This window comes from Glaciimonas sp. CA11.2, assembly GCF_034314045.1.
Taxonomy (GTDB): domain Bacteria; phylum Pseudomonadota; class Gammaproteobacteria; order Burkholderiales; family Burkholderiaceae_D; genus Glaciimonas.
Window position 1 is genome coordinate 3,655,535 of sequence record NZ_JAVIWL010000001.1, and the last position, 21,112, is coordinate 3,676,646.

The 21,112-nt window shown below is 51.0% G+C and carries 18 protein-coding genes and 1 tRNA gene; 6 read left to right on the forward strand and 13 right to left on the reverse strand.

What is annotated here, in order from left to right:
- Positions 1 to 39: 39 nt before the first annotated feature.
- From RGU75_RS15825 to RGU75_RS15835, 3 genes are all read left to right on the forward strand, one after another.
- Positions 40 to 1,290 (forward strand): aspartate kinase, encoded by a 1,251-nt coding sequence (locus RGU75_RS15825; protein ID WP_322237541.1) that lies wholly within the window; start codon positions 40 to 42, stop codon positions 1,288 to 1,290.
- A gap of 117 nt (positions 1,291 to 1,407) precedes the next feature.
- Positions 1,408 to 1,501, forward strand: a tRNA-Ser gene (locus RGU75_RS15830).
- Positions 1,502 to 1,922: 421 nt separating this feature from the next.
- Positions 1,923 to 2,405, forward strand: a complete 483-nt coding sequence (locus tag RGU75_RS15835; RefSeq protein ID WP_322237544.1) for a GNAT family N-acetyltransferase — start codon at positions 1,923 to 1,925, stop codon at positions 2,403 to 2,405.
- Between the two features lie 341 nt (positions 2,406 to 2,746).
- Here RGU75_RS15835 and RGU75_RS15840 read toward each other — a convergent pair whose 3' ends face one another.
- The 11 genes from RGU75_RS15840 to RGU75_RS15890 form a co-directional block, all read right to left on the reverse strand.
- On the reverse strand, positions 2,747 to 4,495 hold the full coding sequence (locus RGU75_RS15840) for a ClcB-like voltage-gated chloride channel protein (protein ID WP_322237547.1): 1,749 nt from the start codon (positions 4,493 to 4,495) through the stop codon (positions 2,747 to 2,749).
- A 78-nt stretch (positions 4,496 to 4,573) separates the two neighbouring features.
- Positions 4,574 to 5,425 (reverse strand): amidohydrolase family protein, encoded by an 852-nt coding sequence (locus RGU75_RS15845; RefSeq protein WP_322237549.1) that lies wholly within the window; start codon positions 5,423 to 5,425, stop codon positions 4,574 to 4,576.
- Between the two features lie 67 nt (positions 5,426 to 5,492).
- Complete coding sequence (locus RGU75_RS15850; protein ID WP_322237552.1) at positions 5,493 to 6,401, reverse strand: ABC transporter ATP-binding protein; 909 nt, start codon at positions 6,399 to 6,401, stop codon at positions 5,493 to 5,495.
- Positions 6,402 to 6,411: 10 nt separating this feature from the next.
- Complete coding sequence (locus RGU75_RS15855) at positions 6,412 to 7,239, reverse strand: ABC transporter permease (protein ID WP_322237555.1); 828 nt, start codon at positions 7,237 to 7,239, stop codon at positions 6,412 to 6,414.
- Positions 7,240 to 7,246: 7 nt separating this feature from the next.
- Complete coding sequence (locus tag RGU75_RS15860; RefSeq protein ID WP_322237558.1) at positions 7,247 to 8,122, reverse strand: ABC transporter ATP-binding protein; 876 nt, start codon at positions 8,120 to 8,122, stop codon at positions 7,247 to 7,249.
- On the reverse strand, positions 8,123 to 9,463 hold the full coding sequence (locus RGU75_RS15865; RefSeq protein ID WP_322237561.1) for an ABC transporter permease subunit: 1,341 nt from the start codon (positions 9,461 to 9,463) through the stop codon (positions 8,123 to 8,125).
- Between the two features lie 118 nt (positions 9,464 to 9,581).
- On the reverse strand, positions 9,582 to 10,730 hold the full coding sequence (locus RGU75_RS15870; RefSeq protein ID WP_322237564.1) for an ABC transporter substrate-binding protein: 1,149 nt from the start codon (positions 10,728 to 10,730) through the stop codon (positions 9,582 to 9,584).
- 257 nt (positions 10,731 to 10,987) lie between these two features.
- Positions 10,988 to 11,716, reverse strand: coding sequence for a cyclic nucleotide-binding domain-containing protein (locus RGU75_RS15875; protein WP_322237566.1), 729 nt, complete (start codon positions 11,714 to 11,716; stop codon positions 10,988 to 10,990).
- A gap of 10 nt (positions 11,717 to 11,726) precedes the next feature.
- Positions 11,727 to 12,764 carry a 2Fe-2S iron-sulfur cluster-binding protein gene (locus tag RGU75_RS15880; RefSeq protein WP_322237569.1) on the reverse strand — a complete coding sequence of 346 codons (1,038 nt, stop codon included), beginning with the start codon at positions 12,762 to 12,764 and terminating at the stop codon, positions 11,727 to 11,729.
- Between the two features lie 21 nt (positions 12,765 to 12,785).
- Positions 12,786 to 13,247 carry a methanesulfonate monooxygenase gene (locus RGU75_RS15885; protein WP_322237571.1) on the reverse strand — a complete coding sequence of 154 codons (462 nt, stop codon included), beginning with the start codon at positions 13,245 to 13,247 and terminating at the stop codon, positions 12,786 to 12,788.
- Positions 13,248 to 13,298: 51 nt separating this feature from the next.
- Positions 13,299 to 14,498 (reverse strand): aromatic ring-hydroxylating dioxygenase subunit alpha, encoded by a 1,200-nt coding sequence (locus RGU75_RS15890; protein WP_322237574.1) that lies wholly within the window; start codon positions 14,496 to 14,498, stop codon positions 13,299 to 13,301.
- A 516-nt stretch (positions 14,499 to 15,014) separates the two neighbouring features.
- Between RGU75_RS15890 and RGU75_RS15895 the strand changes: the two genes are divergently transcribed.
- The 3 genes from RGU75_RS15895 to RGU75_RS15905 all read left to right on the forward strand — a co-directional run bounded on the left by RGU75_RS15895 (position 15,015) and on the right by RGU75_RS15905 (position 19,836).
- Complete coding sequence (locus RGU75_RS15895; protein WP_322237577.1) at positions 15,015 to 17,924, forward strand: molybdopterin oxidoreductase family protein; 2,910 nt, start codon at positions 15,015 to 15,017, stop codon at positions 17,922 to 17,924.
- A 74-nt stretch (positions 17,925 to 17,998) separates the two neighbouring features.
- Positions 17,999 to 18,730 carry a 4Fe-4S dicluster domain-containing protein gene (locus RGU75_RS15900; protein ID WP_322237580.1) on the forward strand — a complete coding sequence of 244 codons (732 nt, stop codon included), beginning with the start codon at positions 17,999 to 18,001 and terminating at the stop codon, positions 18,728 to 18,730.
- Between the two features lie 164 nt (positions 18,731 to 18,894).
- Positions 18,895 to 19,836, forward strand: a complete 942-nt coding sequence (locus RGU75_RS15905) for a dimethyl sulfoxide reductase anchor subunit family protein (protein WP_322237583.1) — start codon at positions 18,895 to 18,897, stop codon at positions 19,834 to 19,836.
- A gap of 5 nt (positions 19,837 to 19,841) precedes the next feature.
- Here the strand turns inward: RGU75_RS15905 and RGU75_RS15910 are convergent, their stop codons facing one another.
- Positions 19,842 to 20,594, reverse strand: coding sequence for a sulfite exporter TauE/SafE family protein (locus RGU75_RS15910; protein WP_322237585.1), 753 nt, complete (start codon positions 20,592 to 20,594; stop codon positions 19,842 to 19,844).
- Positions 20,595 to 20,609: 15 nt separating this feature from the next.
- Positions 20,610 to 21,068, reverse strand: coding sequence for a cyclic nucleotide-binding domain-containing protein (locus RGU75_RS15915; protein ID WP_322237587.1), 459 nt, complete (start codon positions 21,066 to 21,068; stop codon positions 20,610 to 20,612).
- Positions 21,069 to 21,112: the final 44 nt, after the last annotated feature.

Consider the following 21,112-nt stretch of genomic DNA (forward strand, 5'->3'; position numbering starts at 1 on the left):
CTTTAAGCCTTTTATCTACAAGCCCACCTCCTTAACCTTATGGCTTTAATCGTTCACAAATACGGCGGCACGTCGATGGGCTCACCAGAGCGTATCAAGAATGTCGCTAAGCGCGTTGCCAAATGGCATAACGCGGGCCACCAAGTCGTCGTCGTTCCTTCGGCCATGTCTGGTGAGACCAATCGTCTGCTGGGTTTGGCAAAGGAAGTCAACGCCAATCCTGATCCGCGTGAACTTGATATGCTGGCGTCCACTGGCGAGCAAACGTCGGTTGCCCTGCTAGCAATGGCATTGCAAGCAATCGGTCAACCAGCGGTATCCTATGCCGGATGGCAGGTCGTGATTAAGACTGACTCGGCGCATACAAAAGCACGCATACGCTCGATCGACGACGCTAAAGTGCGGCGTGATCTGGACGAGGGTAAAGTGGTCATTATTACCGGCTTTCAGGGCGTTGACGATAATGGCAACATTACCACGCTAGGACGTGGCGGCTCGGATACCTCAGCGGTGGCGGTCGCAGCAGCCTTGGGCGCAGTTGAATGTCTGATTTATACCGATGTGGATGGTGTCTACACCACCGATCCACGTGTCGTATCAGATGCGCGCCGCCTCAATACTGTGACTTTTGAAGAAATGCTTGAAATGGCGTCGCTTGGGTCAAAAATCTTGCAAATTCGCTCAGTCGAATTTGCGGGGAATTACAAGATGCCAACACGGGTACTGTCCTCGTTGACTGACCCCCTAATGCCGCTGGAACAAGAAATGGTTTCCGGCACACTGATTTCGTTTGAGGAAGACACAAAGATGGAACAAGCTACCATTACCGGTATCGCCTTTAGCCGCGATGAAGCAAAAATCACCGTAATCGGCGTACCTGATCGTCCAGGTATTGCTTATCAGATACTTGGTGCAGTTGCGGAAGCCAACATCGAAGTCGACATGATCATCCAGAATCAATCGATGGACGGCAAGACGGACTTCACCTTTACTGTGTCACGCGGCGATTACGATAAAACGATGGGTGTACTGGACGATAAAGTCAAAGCGCACGTTGGTTCCGGCAATATTATTGGGGACAACAAAGTATCGAAAGTATCAGTGGTGGGTGTGGGCATGCGTAGCCACGTCGGTATTGCATCCCAGATGTTTCGTACCTTATCGGAGGAGGGTATCAATATTCAAATGATCTCAACTTCAGAAATCAAGATATCAGTATTGATCAACGAAAAGTACATGGAGCTAGCCGTACGGGCCCTACATAAAGCGTTTGAGCTGGAAAAAGTCTAAATGAAATAAATTTAGCCTTTTATGGCTAAAAAGACAGACTTTTCATTGACCAACTTCGTATGAAAAGCTATTATGCGTAGCCTTGCTGCAGCGATATTATAATGTGGCAGCGAGTTTGGAGGCGTGGCCGAGTGGTCGAAGGCACTTCCCTGCTAAGGAAGCATATGGGCTTAAACCTGTATCGTGGGTTCGACTCCCACCGCCTCCTCCAAGAATGATAAGCCCCTGATTCGTCAGGGGCTTTTTCATTTCTGAAATTGATTTTAGCTAAGCTACATAACGGCAAAGTGTTTCCCGCGATCTCAGGCCTTGGGATGGCCGGATAGATTGGCTAAAGCATCGCTGCGGTCACCATCGCGCAAGACACTACCGGAACTATGCAATCCCAGAGTATTTATTGGTGATGTGTGCAAACCTTATTGTTTATGCTATTCTTGCGCGCTAAATCGTGGGTTGTATGATTTCGTTAAATGATAGCGCAGTGTTAGTTTTTCGAAAAAACCCTAAAGCCAACGCATTATCGTTGGCTTTTTTGTGCCTCGCGTAAATAGCGTGAGCCGGGATATCGCGTCGCTAACTAGAGCCTTTCGTTTTAATCAATATTATTCCCCGTTGGGGATTTCAATCAGTATATGAATACTATCTATAGCAGCCAGTCTGAAGATAACGTGAATATTGTTTTTGCTATTGTTACGAAGCAAGATTTTGAAAGTTTGGTAGCGCTGCGAATTGCAGCCATGCGAGAGAGTCTGGAGCGCGTTGGACGCTTTGACCCAATTCGGGCAAGGGATCGGTTAAAAAACGGTTTTAAAGCCGAATACGCGCGTCATATCCTGGCGGATGGTGTGCACGCAGGTTTCTTCGTCGTTAAGCCGACCGATCAGATGCTACTGCTTGAGCATTTATATATACATCCCGATTACCAAGGCCGCGGGATCGGTGCAATAGTGATGCAAAGCATCATTGCCCAAGCGAATGCGCTGGGTTTGCCGATCATGGTTAAGGCGTTGAAGGAGAGTCGTTCCAATGGTTTTTACCAACATCATGGGTTCGAAGAGATCGAGCAAGACGAATGGGACATCTCCTATCGACGTCCAATCGGTACCGAAATATAAGAAGGTGTGTGCGTCGGCATCTGTTGAAGTACAAATTACAGGGACTCTGAATTCGCGCTAGCTCGCGTCTAGCTGATCCGCCAGACTTTCTATGTTTTCATAAAGTTGCACTTACTCATTTAGCAGCTCTTGCTTTATTCTGTGCGTAGCCAAAAAAGTTATATAAATCAAAGTGTTAGTTGCTATATTGAATAGTTCTTAACAGGGTTATTCACAATTTCTGTTGATAACTTATTTTGCTCCTGGGCAGGTTCGGGTTTAACGCGGCTTACTGTTTCCTTCTGCGGTATTGCATCATAAAAATCATAGTCGCACTGGCCCCCGATCTTGCATTCCTGCCCTCAATCTTCGGACCGATGCAATTTGACGTACGCGTCTAACAATGACGACTTGTACACAACTCCTAACAGCTTTGAACGGATGCCATATTCGACCGTTGGGAGTCGTTCGCCCTGATGAGCCAGAAAATGTTCCAGTGCTTGACTCAGTGTCATTTCCGGGGTGATTACGTGTAAGCAATCCTGTTGGAGGAAGTCCAGTGCAGATTTCATTGATATGTCATCTTTATCGAGGATTGCAGATGTCACGTCTTGCAAGGCGACCACGCCGCGATAGTGGTTGCGGTCATCCACGATATAAATATACTTCACAGGATATTGCAGGAACATGCGCGAAATTTCCTGAAAGCTGGCGGTGATGGGAAGCACGGTATTCGCTGGCTTAATCAAATCTCGCATGTGCGTATTGCGTAACAGTAGACGTGCTTTTGCATCGCGGTTGCGTTTGATCGTGATTTCGTACATTGCGGTATCGTCGATGGAACGTGCAACAAAATACGCCACTACGCAAGACAACATCAACGGCAGCACCACTTGGTAACTTAAGGTCATCTCGAAGATCATGAGGATCGCCATCAACGGCGCGCCGGTTGCAGCGGCGAGAAATGCGCCCATCCCCACGATGGCGTAGGCGAAGGGCTCTGACGTGCCACCCGGTAATAACTGGTCCACGCCAAGCCCAACCAGATACCCGATGGCGGCACCAACAAAAAGAGCGGGAGTGAACACGCCACCCACCGCGCCGGAGCCAGTCGTCAGGGCGGTGGCGATGATCTTGAACACGAGTATGACTAGCACTGCGTTCCAGGCCCACGGAGCCTGCAGAGGTGAATGCAATAACGAATTAACCACGCTATAACCGTTTCCCCATACTTGAGGAACCCAAATCGATATAATGCCCACCATCAAACCACCTATACCGAGCCGCAGAGGCATCGACAAGTTGGTTCGCTGAAATGTACGTTTGCTAAGCTGTAGCAGGCGCAGGAACTGCGGCGCGGCGATGCCGCACAGAATACCGAGCGCGACGAAAAAAATGACTTCTGCACCGAAGATAACCGGAAAGATTGGCATTTCATAGGTCGGCTTGTAACCGGGTAATTCACGCATAGTAATATTGGCGACGACCGAGGCGACCAAAATCGGGCCAAAACTGCTCATGGCGATTGATCCTAACACGATTTCAGAAATGAAAAACGCACCCGCAATCGGTGCATTGTAGGCAGAAGTGAGACCAGCGGCGGCACCGCAAGCGACTAGTAGCCGAAGTTGTTGTGGACTAAAGTGCACTATGCGGCCCACGAAGGAGGCTGCCATTGCTGCCAAGTGGACCATGGATCCTTCTCGACCAATTGATCCACCGGTGGCGATGGAGCTCAATGAGGAAATACTGCGCAACAGACTTTGCCGCACCGGGATGTTGCCGTCGCCGATGGAGATAGCCTCCATATAGTCAGACGATGCGCTGACCGTGACCCGCTTCGCCAGCACCAGAAAAATACCAGCAACCACACCGCCGCCTGCGGGAAGCAGCATGCGCGCATACCACGGCAAGCTCTTAGCGATTTCAACCAAAGAGCCGGTCCGTCCCGTGAGCAGTACCTGAAGACCAAGGATGCCGTCGCGAAACGCGATCGTGGCGCACGCGCCTAGAAGACCACTGAACGCAGCCCACAACAGCATTGTATGTTCGTCCGAGAAGCGGAAGCGGCGACGGAACAGAAATCTATATTTCAGGATCGCGCTGAGCATAACTGTAGATTTTTTCGACAAAGATACTTGGCATCAATGCAGGCACCGCACGTTAATCGCTAAGTGCCTGGCGGCATATCAAGTGAGTTTCAATACACGCTTGGCATTACCTGAAAATACAGCATCCAGCACGTCGCCACGGAAGCCAAGCTTCTGATAATCCTCGACGGACTGTCCCATTGGCCGGAACGGGTAAGAACTACCAAACAGAAGCTGATCTTTCATGAAGCCGTTAGCAGCTTCGACATACAAGCTACTACCAGGCAAAAAGATATACATGTCAGGCACGATAAAGACGTTCTCGTAGCGGAAGGCGACGCCGATTATTTCGTTCACACGGGGATAAAATCCGTGATAACAGACGATGGATAAATTCGGAAAGGCGCGCGCCAGGCGTCCTATTGCGGCAGGATCATTGTGATCGAAGTTAGGTGTGGTGGGGCCCGACATCACGCACACAGGTACATTGAGCTGGGCACATACTTCGTAGATGGGAAAGAAAATCGGATCGTCAGCATGGGTTGGAACCGCACCAAAGCCTGGCTCCAGATTAATCCCCTTGAGGCCCAACTCATTGATGGCGCGCTCGACTTCTTTGGCGGCGCCCTGGCTACCCAACGCGTAAGGATCGACCGATCCGATACCGACCAATTCTTTGTATTTATTCGTGATCTTGTAAATCTCATCGTTGCTATGACGAATGCCGGGAATATCACGTCCGACGACAACCGCCGTCTGGATGCCGCTTCCGCGTACGTCATCGACGAAGCCCTTGATCGTTTTCGAGCGGGTAAAGTGCTCATCATTCTTAGCGCCTACGCGGCGGTTTAGCCATTTCACGACATCGTATTCTTTGGTGCCGGGCGTCGCGCCGTAAAAATCATGCAAGAAAGACGGACGGCTGCGCATGTCGATAATTTCGGTTGCCATTGTTTAAGTCTCCTGTGGTGGTCTAACATTTTTTATGGAAAAGCGTTCCTGCATAAATTTTAAAAAGTTATTGCGCGACCTCTGACTTATGTGCACGTTTTGCATAAGCCTCAACAAAGTCGGCCGCGGCCTTGCTGCCGCCCGTAAAAGATTTCATTGCTTCTTCATGTAAAAGCGCCAGTGCTTCCATCTTGACTTCATTGGCGCGCTCGCAATTGACCATGTCGACCAGACGGCGCGGGCGGGGGACATCGATCTCAAGCGTGGCACGCACCCGGGCGGGGATATTGGTCATGATCAGCAGGCGGTCTGCCAGGAAGATCGCTTCGTCGATATCGGTGGTGACAAAAAAACTGGTCCTGCGGGACTCGTCGAACAACCCGGCGTAGTACTCCCACATCAGCTCCTTTGACATGGCGTCAAGACCGCGAAACGGCTCGTCCAGAATCATCACTTCAGGATTGTTGATCATCGCCCGTGCCAGTTCGGCGCGGCGTTGCATTCCCCCGGAAAGCTGTGGTGGATATTTTTTACGAAACGCTGTCAGACCCACTTTGTGCAGCAAAAATTCCGCCAGATCGCGGGCTTGCTGGGTATCTTCCCCACGTGCTCGCGGTCCGAACATGATGTTGTCATAGGTTGTCATCCACGGGAATAATGCCGACTCCTGAAATACGACCAGTCGATCACGCCCTGGTTTGGTGATCGATTTGCCGTTGAGTGTCATCGTCCCCGTTGTGGGCGCTTCGAAACCAGCCAACAGTCGGATAAGGGTACTTTTTCCACAGCCGGATGGACCGATCATCACTGTCAATTTATTGCGCTCAATGGTGAAGGAGCAGTCTTGCACCACCTCTTTGGTGAATTGCCCTGCACCATATGATTTGCTGACATTGTCGACGCAGATTTCCCCCGAGCTGCGGAGTTCTTTCGGAAAGCTAATACCCGTAATAGCGGGATTGACATCGTTGATCATTTGTTTTCCTTTAACGTTTTTTCAACCACGGTGTCAGATAACCGCCAAGTGAGCGTAACAACTCGCTACACGCATATCCGGCGATACCGATACTCAACATACCAACCACAATTTGTTCGTACGAGCCACCAACGTAAGAATTCCAAATAAAAAATCCAAGTCCGCCACCGGATCCACCAGTTTGGCTGCCGCCGCCTGAAATCATTTCTGCCGCCACCACGACGTTCCAGGTAATACCCATACCGACCGATGAACCAACCACGATTGACGGCAGTGTGGCTGGGAGGACGATGCGCCGAAAGATGTCCCACTGCGACGATCCCATCGCTTGCGCCGACTGAAAGTAGCGGATGTCGATGGCGCGCGCTCCACCTACCACATTGATAACGACGGTGAAAAACGCACCTAGAAAAGTAACGAAGGCAATCGATAGCTCCTGTGTCGGCCAAAAGATGATGGCGACCGGAACCCAAGCCAAGGGAGGAATAGGACGCAGGATTTCAAACGTAGGAAAGCTAATACTATTAAAGTTTTTGCTCACTGCCATTAGCAGCCCAAGCGGAATTCCCACCACCATCGCTGCAATAAAACCCGCCAGCACCCGAAATAAGCTGAGATACCAGCTTTGCCAGTAACCCCTGTCATTGAGAAGGCCCGCCCACACTCTGAGCACGGCTGTTGGGGCCGGAATCATTCCGATCCAGGGTAACGAAACCCCCAGCCATTGTTTTGATCGTGCGCCTGCCTCCCAAAGGATCAGAAATACGACCAGCGAGATAGTGGCGCGTAGTCCAGCGCGACTAGGAATCTTTTTTTTCAAGCGCGATGCAATGGTCATGATTTACTCACCCTTCTTTCTCGCCAGCGGCAAAGGATTTCTTAGCTTCTTCGTGGACCACCTCAATGGTTTCTTCCATCAATTGGCGGAAGCGCAAACTTGTCAGCACACCGTAATCACGGGGATGCGGGATATCGACATTAAGGATTTTTTTGGGGCGGCAAGGGCGCGAGGTCATGATTACCAGGCGATGTCCCAGAAAAATTGCCTCTTCGAGATCGTGTGTGATAAAAAATATAGTCACCTTGTTCTTGTAATATATCTCTAGCAGCGCTTCATGCATGACCGATTTGGTAAGGGAATCGAGGGCGCGGTAAGGTTCGTCAAATAGCAGGACTTTAGGGTCATTCATCAGCGCCCTGACGATCTCAACGCGGCGGCGCAAACCAGATGAAACTTCACCTGGAAAATTGTGCTCGGTACCACTAAGACCTGCATCAGCCATCATGCTGCGGGCTTTTTCGTAAATTTCTTTCTTACCCATTTTCCCTTGCATCAAGGGACCGAAGGCGACGTTTTCCAGATTCGATTTCCAAGGAAAAAGTGCGCCGTTCTGAAAGACAACGATGCGGTCCGAGCCAGGCTCTGCCTGCGGTTTTCCAGGCCCGCACAGCATCTCGCCATCGAGAAAAATCTTGCCTGACGAGATACTGTGGAACCCAGCAATCGCATTTAACAGGGTAGTTTTGCCGCAGCCAGACGGACCAACGATCATACATATTTCACCGGCGGGTATATCGAGGGAGCAATGGTCGACCGCCATCACGGATGCACCGTCTGGATCGTAGATCTTCACTACGTCTTCGATTCGGATTGCGCCTCGGGAAGCGGTTTGTATCTGCGTTTGGGTCGGCGCTGGTGGCGGCATTAATATCGTACTCATTTATCTTCCTCCCAATGCAAGCTCGCGGACTCGCCACTGCATCATGTAGTCGCCTATCAATCGAACGAAAGCGCTGGTGGTGTAACCCACTGCACCTAGGGTAATCATGCCAATCACAATCGTTGGATACCGGACCATGGTGTAGGAGGTATTGATCACGTAACCGAGCCCGAATTGTCCCGATACCATCTCGCCAGCGACCAGCGAGAACCAGGCGACCCCGACCGAAATTTGTAGCCCGGTAAAAATGAATGGCATCGCGCCGGGTATGACGACTTCTTTGAATACCTGCCACTTGGAGGCCCCCAGACACATAGCGGCCCGACTATAGGACTCGTCTATCGACTCGACCCCCAGCATGGTATTGAGTCCAGTGGCAAAAAAAGACGCAAGAAAGGTCAGGAAAATAACTGGTGTTTCGGATCCACTGAACATCAGGATCGCGAGCGGAACCCAGGCCAGAATCGGAATAGGACGTAAGGTCTCAAACAAAGGGAATATATATTCTCTGAAACTTCGTGACCATCCTAAAAACAATCCGAGCGGAACGCCCAGCACAGTGGCCAACAAAAACGCAATCGCAACGCGACGCACGCTGACCCAAATGTGTTCGTAATATTCTGGCGTATAAAGTGAAAGGCCATAGATTGGATCTTTGCTAAATAACTCCTTAACGACGACTGTCAATCCGGGCATATCTCGGAAACGAGGTAATTTCCAAACCTCCACCGTGAGATACCAGAGGCCTAGAAAGATCGTGAATCCTAAAAGCATCAAGTAGGGTTTAGGACTTTTTAGCCATTGTGATGCGCGAAACATGGTTAAGGTGAGACCAGTCGGCATCTTTGGCGCCGCGGTAAAAGCGCCGGGGCCACTTAAAGGGTAATGATGAACCTGCGCTGCCACGGTCGAAGAGGCGTTGAACTCTTTGGTGATCATGGTAGCAAAGCGGCTCATCACCACGTCGCCGGTATCCGGTGTACCGGCAAACAGGTCAAGTAATTTTTTCCCGTCAATTCTTAAGACCTCCGTGCGCTCGGTACACACCGTTTCAGCCAATCGACCGGACTGATTGTCGAGTACTGCCGCCCATCCGAACACGTCGCCGGAGAGCATGGTCTTCTCCAAAGGTTGCGATGTGCCGTCACTGGCGGGCAAAGTGTGCTGCACCTTACCCGCAGAAATGACATAGATATCGTCGGGCCGGTCGCCTACTTGATAGATCACATCTCCTCGCGCAAATAACTGCCATTTTGAAAATCGCGCGATGGCGGATAATAAACCGGGCGTAACCATTTGAAACGGCATCGTGCGTCTCAATAAGGTGCTGATTTGTTCCATGTATTTTCCAGGAAGGTAGATGTGGAACCCCATAACGAGGCACTCGCCACCCCTGAGCAACTCTGACTTTATGTCAGAACACGCTCATGGGAGGGTCTTTTACATTCACTTCAACAGGTCAGGGTTTGCCTTTATAGGCCGATTCTGGCAACGCATTGACGATGCCAATAGGTGCGGTGAGTCCGCGTTCTTTCATCACCGCATCAGCGAATTGCGGCATGACCGCCTCGGGACGAAGTGTGGCGACATTGATACTCTTGGCCGAATACAGAAATGTCGCCGAACTATTAATCATGGTCATGATTGATGGCGTAATGGCGTACGGCAAGGTCAAGCGAACAGGGCTTCCACCAACGGCATCGGGATACCTGCCGTACATGGATGACCACAGCATTTTTTCCGAAAATCCAGTGGTCTGCTCCTTTGCCATCTGCGCTACTTCCTGCGCATTTTTCGGATCAGCCAAAAACATCTGAGCATCAAACTCAGCGTTTAGCCAGCCATTGACCACATCCGGCCGCTGCTTGATAAGGTCATAACGCATGGTTAAATACGCACTGTCTTTTTCATCGATAGCGTTGCCTGAAGCGATACGTTTAGCTAATCCTTCCTGCACCAGGCGTGATGCAGTAGGCTCCCAGATTACTGCGGCATTAAGCTTCCCAGCCCGAAAGCCGCTGGTGATGACCTCAATGTTCTGGTTCAGATATGCCGCCGGTTCGATATTCTCTTGTTTAAAAACGGCCTGACCAAAACGATCTGCGCAGCTACCTTTTGCCACGGCGACCTGTTTGCCACCTAACCATTTGATGGCTTCTTTTTGGGTGCCAAAATTCGGGGCGTCTACACGTGCCAGAAAAATATTACATTGATCAGTACCTTGCCCCAGAGTCGCCACGATGCGGATATCGGCAACTTCTTGTTTGGTCACAGTGATGATGGCAGGCATATCGCCGAGGTAGCCGATATGCTGCTTGCCAGCCAGCATGGCATTGACGATCACGGCGCCCTGAAGGCCGACGGAAAATTCGACTGTGGAGCCTTTTGGCAGGTATTTTTCATACATTTTTTTGCCACGCATGATTACACCGGACCAGCTTTCGGTGTAATAGGGCTGATAGCCGATCACCAGGTGGACTGGTTCACCAATCTTGCCGTATTCCAGCTCACCTGCGCTCACTGTGACGGGCGCCCCCTGAAGGCCAAAGAGCGCCATCATCACCGAACAGCGCACGGCACGGACCCAGCAATTCTTCTTGCTCTTCATGTTTGTCTCCATCTTTTTTTAGGACTCACGCAAAATCGCCCTAGCGGCGTAGTACTCTTTTAGCCGTATGGCGTACTGTGTTCGTCGACAAACTCGCCAAACCTTTGCTGGGGCGATTTTGCGTTAGTCCTAATTCTGTTTTTCACCCTTCAGGCGAAAGGTGACGTTAGCGCAGCATTTTTATATCGTTGTCGTCTAACTATTCAACTGTTTGCTACATACAAATTACAGATTTAATACGAACATTTTTTCGCTAATTACTTTGCCTTTGAGAGGGTTAGATGGCGCGTAATCATATTGGCAAGTTGTCGCATGACCAGATAGCCGGACGCGGGATCTTGCGCCAAAATATCCAGCACTTGCGACCCGTTAATCCGGATTACAACCGAATCCTCCAGACACTCCGCTTTAGCGATGCGGCGTGGATGGCGATCAAGTAGCGCAGCCCAGCCAAAGACTTCGCCCTTGTGCAATACAAAACCTGCAGCACTAGTGTGATCATCGCGCCCGATCAAAAAATCGACTTTCCCTGATTCAAGAATATAGACATCGTCGGTAGCGTCGCCAATACCGTATAGTGTGCTACGCGCAGGATGGTGCTCTTGGCGCGCAATCTGGTTAAGTCGTTCCATGGTGTCGGCAGAAACGCCGCCGAATAATGACGCCGTCTGGAGTGCACTGGTCCGGATCACAAACACTTCGCCATCCTCGATCGCAACTTCATAAGCTTCCAGAGGCGCTTCAGCCAGTCCAACTGCCGCCCCAGTCGTAATGTCCCATTGCCACAGGTGTTGATGGCAGGTCAGAACTGATCCATCATAAAATCCTTCATCCAGACAGACTTCCTGATGCGGGCAAATCCCCTGATAGGCGTAATATTGGGTATCAGCATTCGCCACCAATACCTTGATCCCATCGCTCAGGTCAAATGTCTTCATCCCATTGGACGGGATGTCGCGTGCGCTACAAACATGGACTTTGCGCATATCATGGCTCCTAGCTAAATTTATCGTAGCGGATGTTGTTGGTCGCGACACGGGCCTGGAGCAGCATGCGGATCGATGCATCGACGGCGGGAGGCGGTCCAGCCAGATAGGCGCGTACATCTGCGTACCGACCTTGCATGCTGCGACCGGCGACTTCATGCACAAAGCCTTTTTCAAAACGAAGTTGCGGATAGTCGGCAACGACTGAGGCCGGAGCTTCCTCCTCGGACATGGCAACGGTGATGTGTAAAGTCTGGGGGAACTGACTACACAGGTATGCAAACTCATCCAGATAAAATGCATCTTTGGCGCTACGCACACCAAAGAAAACATCGCCGGCATAGCGTGTAAAATAAAGACACTGTGCTGCTCGTGACAGGATCGACATCATCCCGGCAATCCCGCTGCCGCCCGCAATGCAAAGCAGATTTTGCCCGAGATCAGGGTGGAAGGTGGCTTTCCCCAGTGGTCCAAATACCTCAACTTCAATCCCTTCTCGGGACGCACTAAAAAGCCAATCACTCAGCGCACCACCAGGTTTTTTCTTAATCACAAAATCGAGTGTTGTGGCGTGACGCTGATAGTTAACCATCGACCAGGCGCGAAAGCCTTCTACTCCAGGTACTTGCACCAGATAAAACTGACCGGCGTCGAAGTCAACAGGCTCCCATAATTCAATTGAAATTGCCATGACGTCATGCGTCAACGCACTCACCGTCTGAATACGCCCCCCTAAAAAATCTGGCGTACAAGCACCGACTTCAATAGGATGTACAAAGGCCGGTACTTCGAGAACAGCATCAGTAACAGCGCTGCATTGGCACATCAAAAATTCGTCACTGGACTTGATATATTTACGACCGGGCGCTTCCGGCCAATGATCGACCAATTCGCCAGAGATCAATCGGGCCTTACACGTCCCGCACGTGCCACTTCCGCACTCGTAAGGTAAATCGATGGATTTACTCAAGCCACCGTAGAGAATATTTTCTCCCGGATCGGTCGAAAAATAGTGCGCATGATTCCTAGCATTCACCTGAATTTTCATAGGGCCGCCGAAAGCGTGTAATTAAAATGGAATATGAAATCCGAAGCCAATCATCCGGGTTTCAAGATGGATGTTGCGGTCCAGTAGCCTTGCACCAGCAGCAGACAACTGAACCAGATCCGTCATTTTTCCGACCGCAAACAACTCCGTCGCACCGCCATCAAGCGTAGTTCGAAAAACTTGTAGAGCACTGGTTACCTTCGCTGTTTCTCCACTGGGCTGTTCTTCGACTGTATAAACGGTCGCATGCCTGCTCAGCAACGAATGGTCGCTGTTATGTTTAGGCAGATTTCCGAATAACATTGCCATCCCGGCATGGTCATGTTCTAACCATGTCATGTTCTTCCGAATCTCAGGACTGAAGGCGGTAATTGCATAGTGAAATGCGGTGTCGCATAGGGCAAGATAACCATCAAAATCCTTTGCATCCATGCGCAGGCACGTCTTGTAAATCAGCTCCGTAATTTCTGTTCTGGAATCCACAGGTGTTCTCGCTCGCTAAAAGGTTGATCTGGATTGCTGACCTTACTGAAGTCACACTGAAGTGGTTTCGTCAAAGGGGGAACTTGCCAGGCGACCCATGCGCTTGCTCCACTCTGCGTAAAAATGACGCATCCCACCTTCATCGTGAATGGTCATATTTTCTTCCCGCCCATGGATGACCCATTTGCTGTCGGTGCCTTCTCGCATTGCCAATCCTTGTCCGTGTACGCCAAGAAGATCCTCGTGCAGATTGCGTCCAAACGGTCCCCAAATCTGGTTGTGGTCGCGCACGCGCTCAGCCCGTTCTTCCGGTGTGTCGCTCTTTAATCCCAAACCACGAAACTCAATAAGCAGTTTGTTCGGACCAAGTGGAATAGCGGTGTCCATTCGCAGCACTGAAGTTCTCAGGTTATATGTCATGCCGGGAAACATATCAATTAGCACCCAACCGCCAGGAGCAAGACCTGGCCAACCGACGCCGCGCTGTTTGCTGCCTTCGTATGCATCATATTTGATTGCCATTGATCCGACCGATGCGTGACCGTTAGGATATCCGGTGTATTTGCGATCGAAATAGCCGGGTTGAATCATGCCCGTTATCCGATTGAAGTAATGCATGTAGTCGTGATAAAACTCGCTGTTGGTGTCATGCCAAAGCTTGTAGTTGGTATTGACAATCGCTTTGTGATAATGAAACACCTCTAGCGGTGCATCGAGATGCCCGTCGAGAAGTTCCATGGAATCCCCGATATACTCTTTTAGCGAACAACAATCATCATCCGTATTGACCCATACAAAGCCACCGCATGCGACCCCCGTTTTTACTTCGCGTAGTCCCGCTTTCTCGCACCCAAAGCGTTCCTGATACCCTTGCTTGCCGCGAGAGATATCGACGCAATCGCCAGTAGTATTAAACGACCATGCGTGAAAAATACACGTGATACGTTTGGCGTTGCCAACCGGGTCATACAACAAGGTGTTTCCCCGGTGCGGGCAGATGTTATAAAAACTGCGTATTTGCATGTCTTCACCGCGCACTACGATCAGTGGCGCTCCGCCCGGATGGTTGAAGGTACGGTAGTCAAAGGCATTCGGTAACTCAGACTCATGACAAGCAATAATCCAGCATTTGTTAAAAATCTTTTGTTGCTCTTCGCGGAACAGCTGGTCGCTGGTATAGATGGCAGTGTCCACATAATGCGTTGGGGGAAACTGCGGGGTTTCGGTCCATTCGAATGCGTTACGTGCCATGGCAGCTATCTTTCAAAGTTGGAGTATCGATGATCGTAGGGTTGCGTTCAACATCACTGCACCAACCTCAGCATAGTTCGTGCCTGCTCGTTTTATCTTCCGGTCAAGCGTTACTTTCCTGCGAATTTTTGATACTTCTCCTCTACGACGGTCTGCTTCGATCGGGTTTTATTTTTATCAAGATGTTTCGATCTGAAACCTCCCTGCGTGTCATTTTGAAACCTGCATGCTGTTTCGTTCTGAAACCTCACAACGTGTCATTCCGAAACCCGTAAGCAATTTGAATCATTCCACCTTCGAGGAGATAGCCCGATGCGGGATCACCAATGTCGTTACGTCATGGAAATGTCATTCGCGAAGCACTTAGCCTACAAAAGTGCACCGTCTTGTATTGGCTTAAAGATTCGATTGGATTGACGTGGCATTACATTTGCATAGGGACTTCGTGGCTACGTAGCGTTTCTTTATGCGATGGCAGCAGTTGATTAGTTTTTGACACTCAAATCGGAGCCATCAATGTCGGAGTCATCCCCTGTATCAAATATCTTGTCGGAAAATATCGCCGGCCTCGAAATCAAAACCACGACATGTTATATGTGCGCTTGTCGCTGCGGTATTCGGGTCCATTTGCGTGATGGAAATATTCGATATATTGATGGCAACCCGGAGCATCCTCTGAATAAAGGGGTGATTTGTGCCAAGGGTGCATCTGGCATCATGAAGCAGCAATCTCCGGCAAGACTGACGGTTCCACTGTTACGCCGCGCCGGATCGGATCGCGGCAAAAGTGAATTTGACGAGATTAGCTGGGAACAAGCCTATACATTATTAGAGACCCGTTTGGCAGGGATACGCGCGACCGATCCGAAAAAGTTCGCGTTGTTCACTGGACGCGATCAAATGCAGGCACTCACAGGGCTATTTGCCAAGCAATTCGGCACGCCAAATTATGCTGCGCACGGCGGATTTTGCTCCGTCAATATGGCCGCAGGAATGATCTATACGATAGGCGGATCTTTTTGGGAGTTTGGTGGCCCGGATCTAGATCACGCCAAACTCTTCGTGATGATCGGTACCGCCGAGGACCATCATTCGAATCCCTTAAAAATAGCGATTTCAAAATTCAAACGTAACGGCGCCAGATTTATTTCCATCAATCCGGTGCGTACCGGCTATTCCGCTGTCGCCGATGAATGGATACCCATTAAGCCGGGAACCGATGGTGCGCTGCTGTTGGCACTGATTAATGAAATCATTGAGAAAGGTTTGTATGACCGTGAATTTCTGGCGCGTTACAGTAACGCCGGTCAACTGGTCAATCAGCAGGACGGGGATGACGATTTTGGCATGTTTGCGATGGACCCGGAGTCGGACCCGATCAATCCCGATTATCCGCACAATAAATTCTGGTGGGACCGGCTATCCGATAAAATCGTCCCCACCCACACGCCCGGCGCGGATCCCTGTTTGCGTGGCGAATTCGCATTAGCAGATGGCACCGCCGTCAAGCCCGTATTTCAGTTGTTGATTGATCGGGTCAAACAGTACACGCCGGAGTGGGCCTCCGAAATCACCGGTATTCCGGCAGAGACTATTTATCGGCTAGCCCATGAAATGGGCGTTACGGCGCGCGACCACAAGATTCAGTTGCCGATTTCATGGACGGATTCCTGGGGCAAAGAGCACAGCAGCGTCACCGGCAATCCGGTGGCATTTCACGCCATGCGGGGTCTCGCCGCACACTCTAATGGCTTTCAAACGGTACGGGCGCTAGCGATTTTGATGAGTCTTTTAGGAACAATAGATCGGCCTGGCGGATTTCGGCACAAAGCGCCGTTCCCGCGTGCCATCCCCCCGATTGCCAAGCCACCTAAAGGCCCTCAGGACGTTAAACCGAACTCGGTGCTGGAAGGGATGCCGCTGGGCTTTCCTGCAGATCCAAACGACCTTGCTGTCGATGCTGACGGAAAACCGGTGCGTATTGACAAAGCATTTTCATGGGAGCATCCGCTCTCAGTGCATGGATTGATGCATAACGTCATTACCAATGCCTGGCGCGGCGACCCTTACAAGATCGACACATTGCTCATTTTCATGGCCAACATGGCGTGGAATTCCAGCATGAATACGGGTGAAGTACGGAAGATGTTGAATGACAGATCCGAAGATGGCGAATTCAAGATTCCGTTTCTCGTCGTCTGCGACGCATTTCAGTCCGAAATGACAGCGTTTGCTGACTTGATTCTGCCTGATACAACTTATCTTGAGCGGCACGACGTTATGTCGATTCTTGATCGGCCGATTTCAGAGTTTGACGGGCCGGTTGATGCCGTCCGGATTCCTGTGGTAGCGCCGCTGGGCGAATGTAGACCTTTTCAGGAAGTCATCATAGAGCTGGGAGGCCGCCTCAAACTGCCCGCGTTTGTTCATCCGGACGGGTCTCGCAAGTTCAAAAACTATCCTGATTTTGTGGTGAATTATGAGACAGCGCCAGGATCCGGGATTGGATTCCTGGCCGGTTGGCGTGGCAAAGATGGTGAAAAATCGATTTGCGGAGAACCTAACCCAAAGCAGTGGGAAATGTATGCCAAAAATAACTGTTTTTTCCACCATGAGTTACCAGCGTCCTATCAATACATGCGCAACTGGAATAAGGGATACATGGATTGGTCAAAGAGCGTACGCATGCGCCGTGATGCGGATCCGATCCTGATTCATATTTACTCCGAAGTGTTACAAAAGTTTCGACTGGCAGCGCAAGGGAAACGTCCGGGAAAACAACCGCCGGACCATTTGCGCAAGCGCATCGAAACGCATTTCGATCCTCTACCTTTTTATTTTGAACCGCTCGAAGGGCAGGCCTCCGACGCGACCAAATTTCCCCTCAATGCGGTGACCCAACGACCGATGGCGATGTATCACTCATGGGATTCGCAGAATGCGTGGCTGCGGCAGATTCACACGCACAACTACCTATACGTTAATCCGTTGGTAGCGCAAGCAGAAGGTATCGCGGATGGCGACTGGATGTGGGTCGAATCGACTTGGGGCAAAGTGCGCTGCATGTGCCGTTTCAGCGAGGCTGTGGAACCGGGTACGGTATGGACCTGGAACGCGATTGGAAAGGCTGCCGGTTCATGGCATCTTGGTCCGAATGCGAATGAGTCACGCAAAGGTTTTTTGCTCAACCATCTGCTGTCAGAGGAGCTCCCACCGGATCAGGGCGGACATGTGTTTTCCAATTCTGACCCGGTCACCGGACAAGCGGGCTGGTATGACGTCAAGGTACGTATTTACAAGGCAGGACCGGAAGAGCCCAAGGAAACATCACCACAATTTCCGATCGTAGCGCCACTGCCAGGAACCAAAACGTTGCGTCGTGTCTGGCAGGCGTATGTGGCTGGACGGGACGTGCCGCCGAAATAGTACCAAGCGCATATCGACACGGTCGATCGACCATAGAGACGACGTCCCATTCAACCATGAGATGGAGAACAATCGTGACCCAGTTGGCCCTTGTAATTGACCTGAACGTCTGCGTTGGCTGCCAAGCCTGCGTGACAAGCTGCAAGTCCTGGAACACCTCCGGCAGTGCGGGGTACCTAGCCGACGAACGGCCCTACGATGAGAATCCCACGGGCACGTTTTTTAACCGTGTGCAGACCTTTGAAGTGGGCGAGTTTCCGAATACCGAGACCGTCCATTTTCCCAAGTCGTGCCTGCATTGCGAAGAGCCGCCATGCGTTCCGGTATGTCCAACCGGGGCAAGCTATAAACGTAAGTCCGATGGAATCGTGCTGGTTGATTATGACAAGTGTATCGGCTGCGGCTATTGCGCGTGGGCCTGTCCGTACGGCGTGCGTGAACTCGACGAAAAACGGCAGGAGATGACCAAATGCACACTGTGCGCAGATAGGATCGATAATCCGGCGCTCCCAGAAGCAGACCGCCAACCTGCATGCGTGATGGCATGTCCCACCAGCGCCCGCTTATTTGGTGACATTCATGACCCTGATTCCACAGTGTCAATCGCGATACGCGAGCGCGGTGGCTATGCACTCATGCCGGAATGGGGAACCAAGCCATCAAATCATTACTTGCCGCGACGTCGGACCGAGTCAAACCTGCGCGAGGATCAAATTATGCGGGTCGATAATCCCATCAGAATTGACGAGAGATTACCGAAGTCATCGACCACCTTGCCCTCGCTAGACGATACAGTGAGCTGGTAATGAGGTGATTGATCGGTGAATGACAGCAAGTTCCAAATTTTTTGTTTTGCTGGCACAACCACAAAGTAGTTAACAATCTTCTTTCACCTGGAAGGCATCGATTGCTGCGCGCTTGATGTCTTTCGCTCCCGGCCGAAAGGCCGGGGTTTTCAGGAGTATTTCTGATGAATCCCGCTGCTTCCGTCATCTTTCTCACGACTCTAATTGGTGCTGGACAGGGTCTGTTTCTGGCGCTTTACGTAGTCGAGCTTGCCAGCAGACTACAACTTCTTCGAATTGAAAACAGCGTTGTGCTATTTGTCTGTGGCAGTCTGATCGCGCTGTTATTGAGCGCTCTGGGTCTGATTGCGTCGTTCTTCCACCTCGGTCATCCTGAACGTGCGTGGCGCGCCGCCGCAATGTGGCGCACCTCCTGGTTGTCACGTGAAGTCATCGTGTTACCGATTTTCATGGTGTTGTTGGTCGTCTATGGCTACGCGCACTATGCGCAGTGGGAAATGTCGCTGGCGGTAGGCGCGGTTACCGCGGTTATCTGCGTTGCGCTGTATATTTGTACCGGCATGATTTACGCATGTATCCGCTTCCTGCAAGAATGGGCCAGTCCATTGACGTTGCTGAATTATTTTATTCTTGGATGCGCATCAGGATGCTCGCTGGCAACCGCACTGGCCGCGTTCGTTGAGCCTGACCTGACCAGAACCTTTGCTGTCGCTGCAATCTTACTGACAGCAAGCGGGCTAGGGGTCCGTTCCGCCTCACTGGTTCGAAATAAAAGACTGAAACTGAAGTCATCGTTACAAACCGCGTTGGGAATACACCATCCGCGCATCGTGCAGAAATCGCAGGGGTTTATGGGTGGATCATTCAATACCCGTGAATTCTTTCATGGCAAGACCCCGCGCATTTTGCGTTCAGTCAAATGGTTTTTTCTGGTGTTTGCGTTTATTCTTCCGCTGTTCTTACTTCTTTTCGGCCAAAGCACTGCTTCAGCGGCCTTATTCTGCACTATTTTCGTCATTCAATACGCTGGGTTACTGGCTGAACGGTGGTTCTTTTTTGCGCAGGCAAACCATCCACAGAATCTTTATTACCAGACTATCTCTTAAGCAGATTAGACGATATCAAGCGAACGCAGGATCAGGCCAGCGCTGACCAGGATACAAAAAATGGCCACAGCGCTGCGTAACGTGCGTGGGTTTAGTGAATGCACGATGTGTACACCCAGTTGAACGCCGATCAATTCTACGATTGTCAGTACCGCAGCAAGCTGGAAATCGATCGTGCCATACCGGAGGTTTCCCAGCGTTCCAGAGATTGCCGCCAGAATCTGGATCACTTGGCTCGCTCCAATCGCGCTTAACGGCGAAAATCCAAACAGCAGCAATATTGGTACTGATAATGCGGGACCACCGACCCCGGTCAGGCCGGATCCGAATCCGCACACTGCGCCAATCCAAAATAAGACAATCTGTTGCCGTCCAGGATTACCAGAAAATACCGGTGGACGTTGTCCGACGCGGGTCAACCCCGTGTTGAGTCCAGCTACCGCGACCACGCTCGCCAGCAGAAAGATGAGGGTATGCGGGTCTATGCGTGAATTGGCCCATGCGCCAAAAAATCCTGAGATTGCCGCACCTGCGCAGACTGGCCTAGCGATGTTCCAGTCAATACTGCCGCGCCGATGAAACAGAAACGTTCCCAGAAAACCGGTAAAAATAAAGGTCAGGAGTGCGGTCGCCATCGCCGTCTGAACCGGCAGATAGGCCAGTAATGCAATTGCCGGAACCAGCAGTAATCCACCGATCCCGACTGCGCCTATCATTACCCCAACGACGAGCGCAACCAGAATCAGCCATAAACTCATTGGATGAAGGGCTGGTTAGCCACAGGCAAACGCCACCAGCGTGCCAGTGATCAGGGCAGTGACCTGAGTAAGTACACGATAACCAATTGTGTGATCTTGTTCCATGATCGACGAAAGGCCCTTGCCATCAATGGCAAGAATCTTACAAGTGGTCATGCAGGAGGCCGTGGCCAATCGGATGTTGGAGGTTGGTGTCAGCGAGGACCAGCCAAAAACCTGACCCCGATGCAGAATGTCGCCCGCAGATGTCTCGCGACTGCCGAGGCTGATAGCAAAACGTACCATCCCGTCCATAAGAACGTATAGCGTATTGGCATTCTCGCCGATTTTATAGATAGAGTGCCCGGAAGGCCATTCTTCTACGCGACTGACCGAGGCGACTAACGCAAGTTGGGATTCGGACAGGCCTGAGAAAAACTTCGTTTGAGTCAAGATTCCCGGCAGGGAAGCCTGTTGGATAATAGCATCGGGCATATGGGTACTCCCGTAAATAATTCTCAGCATTGAACGGCGAACGG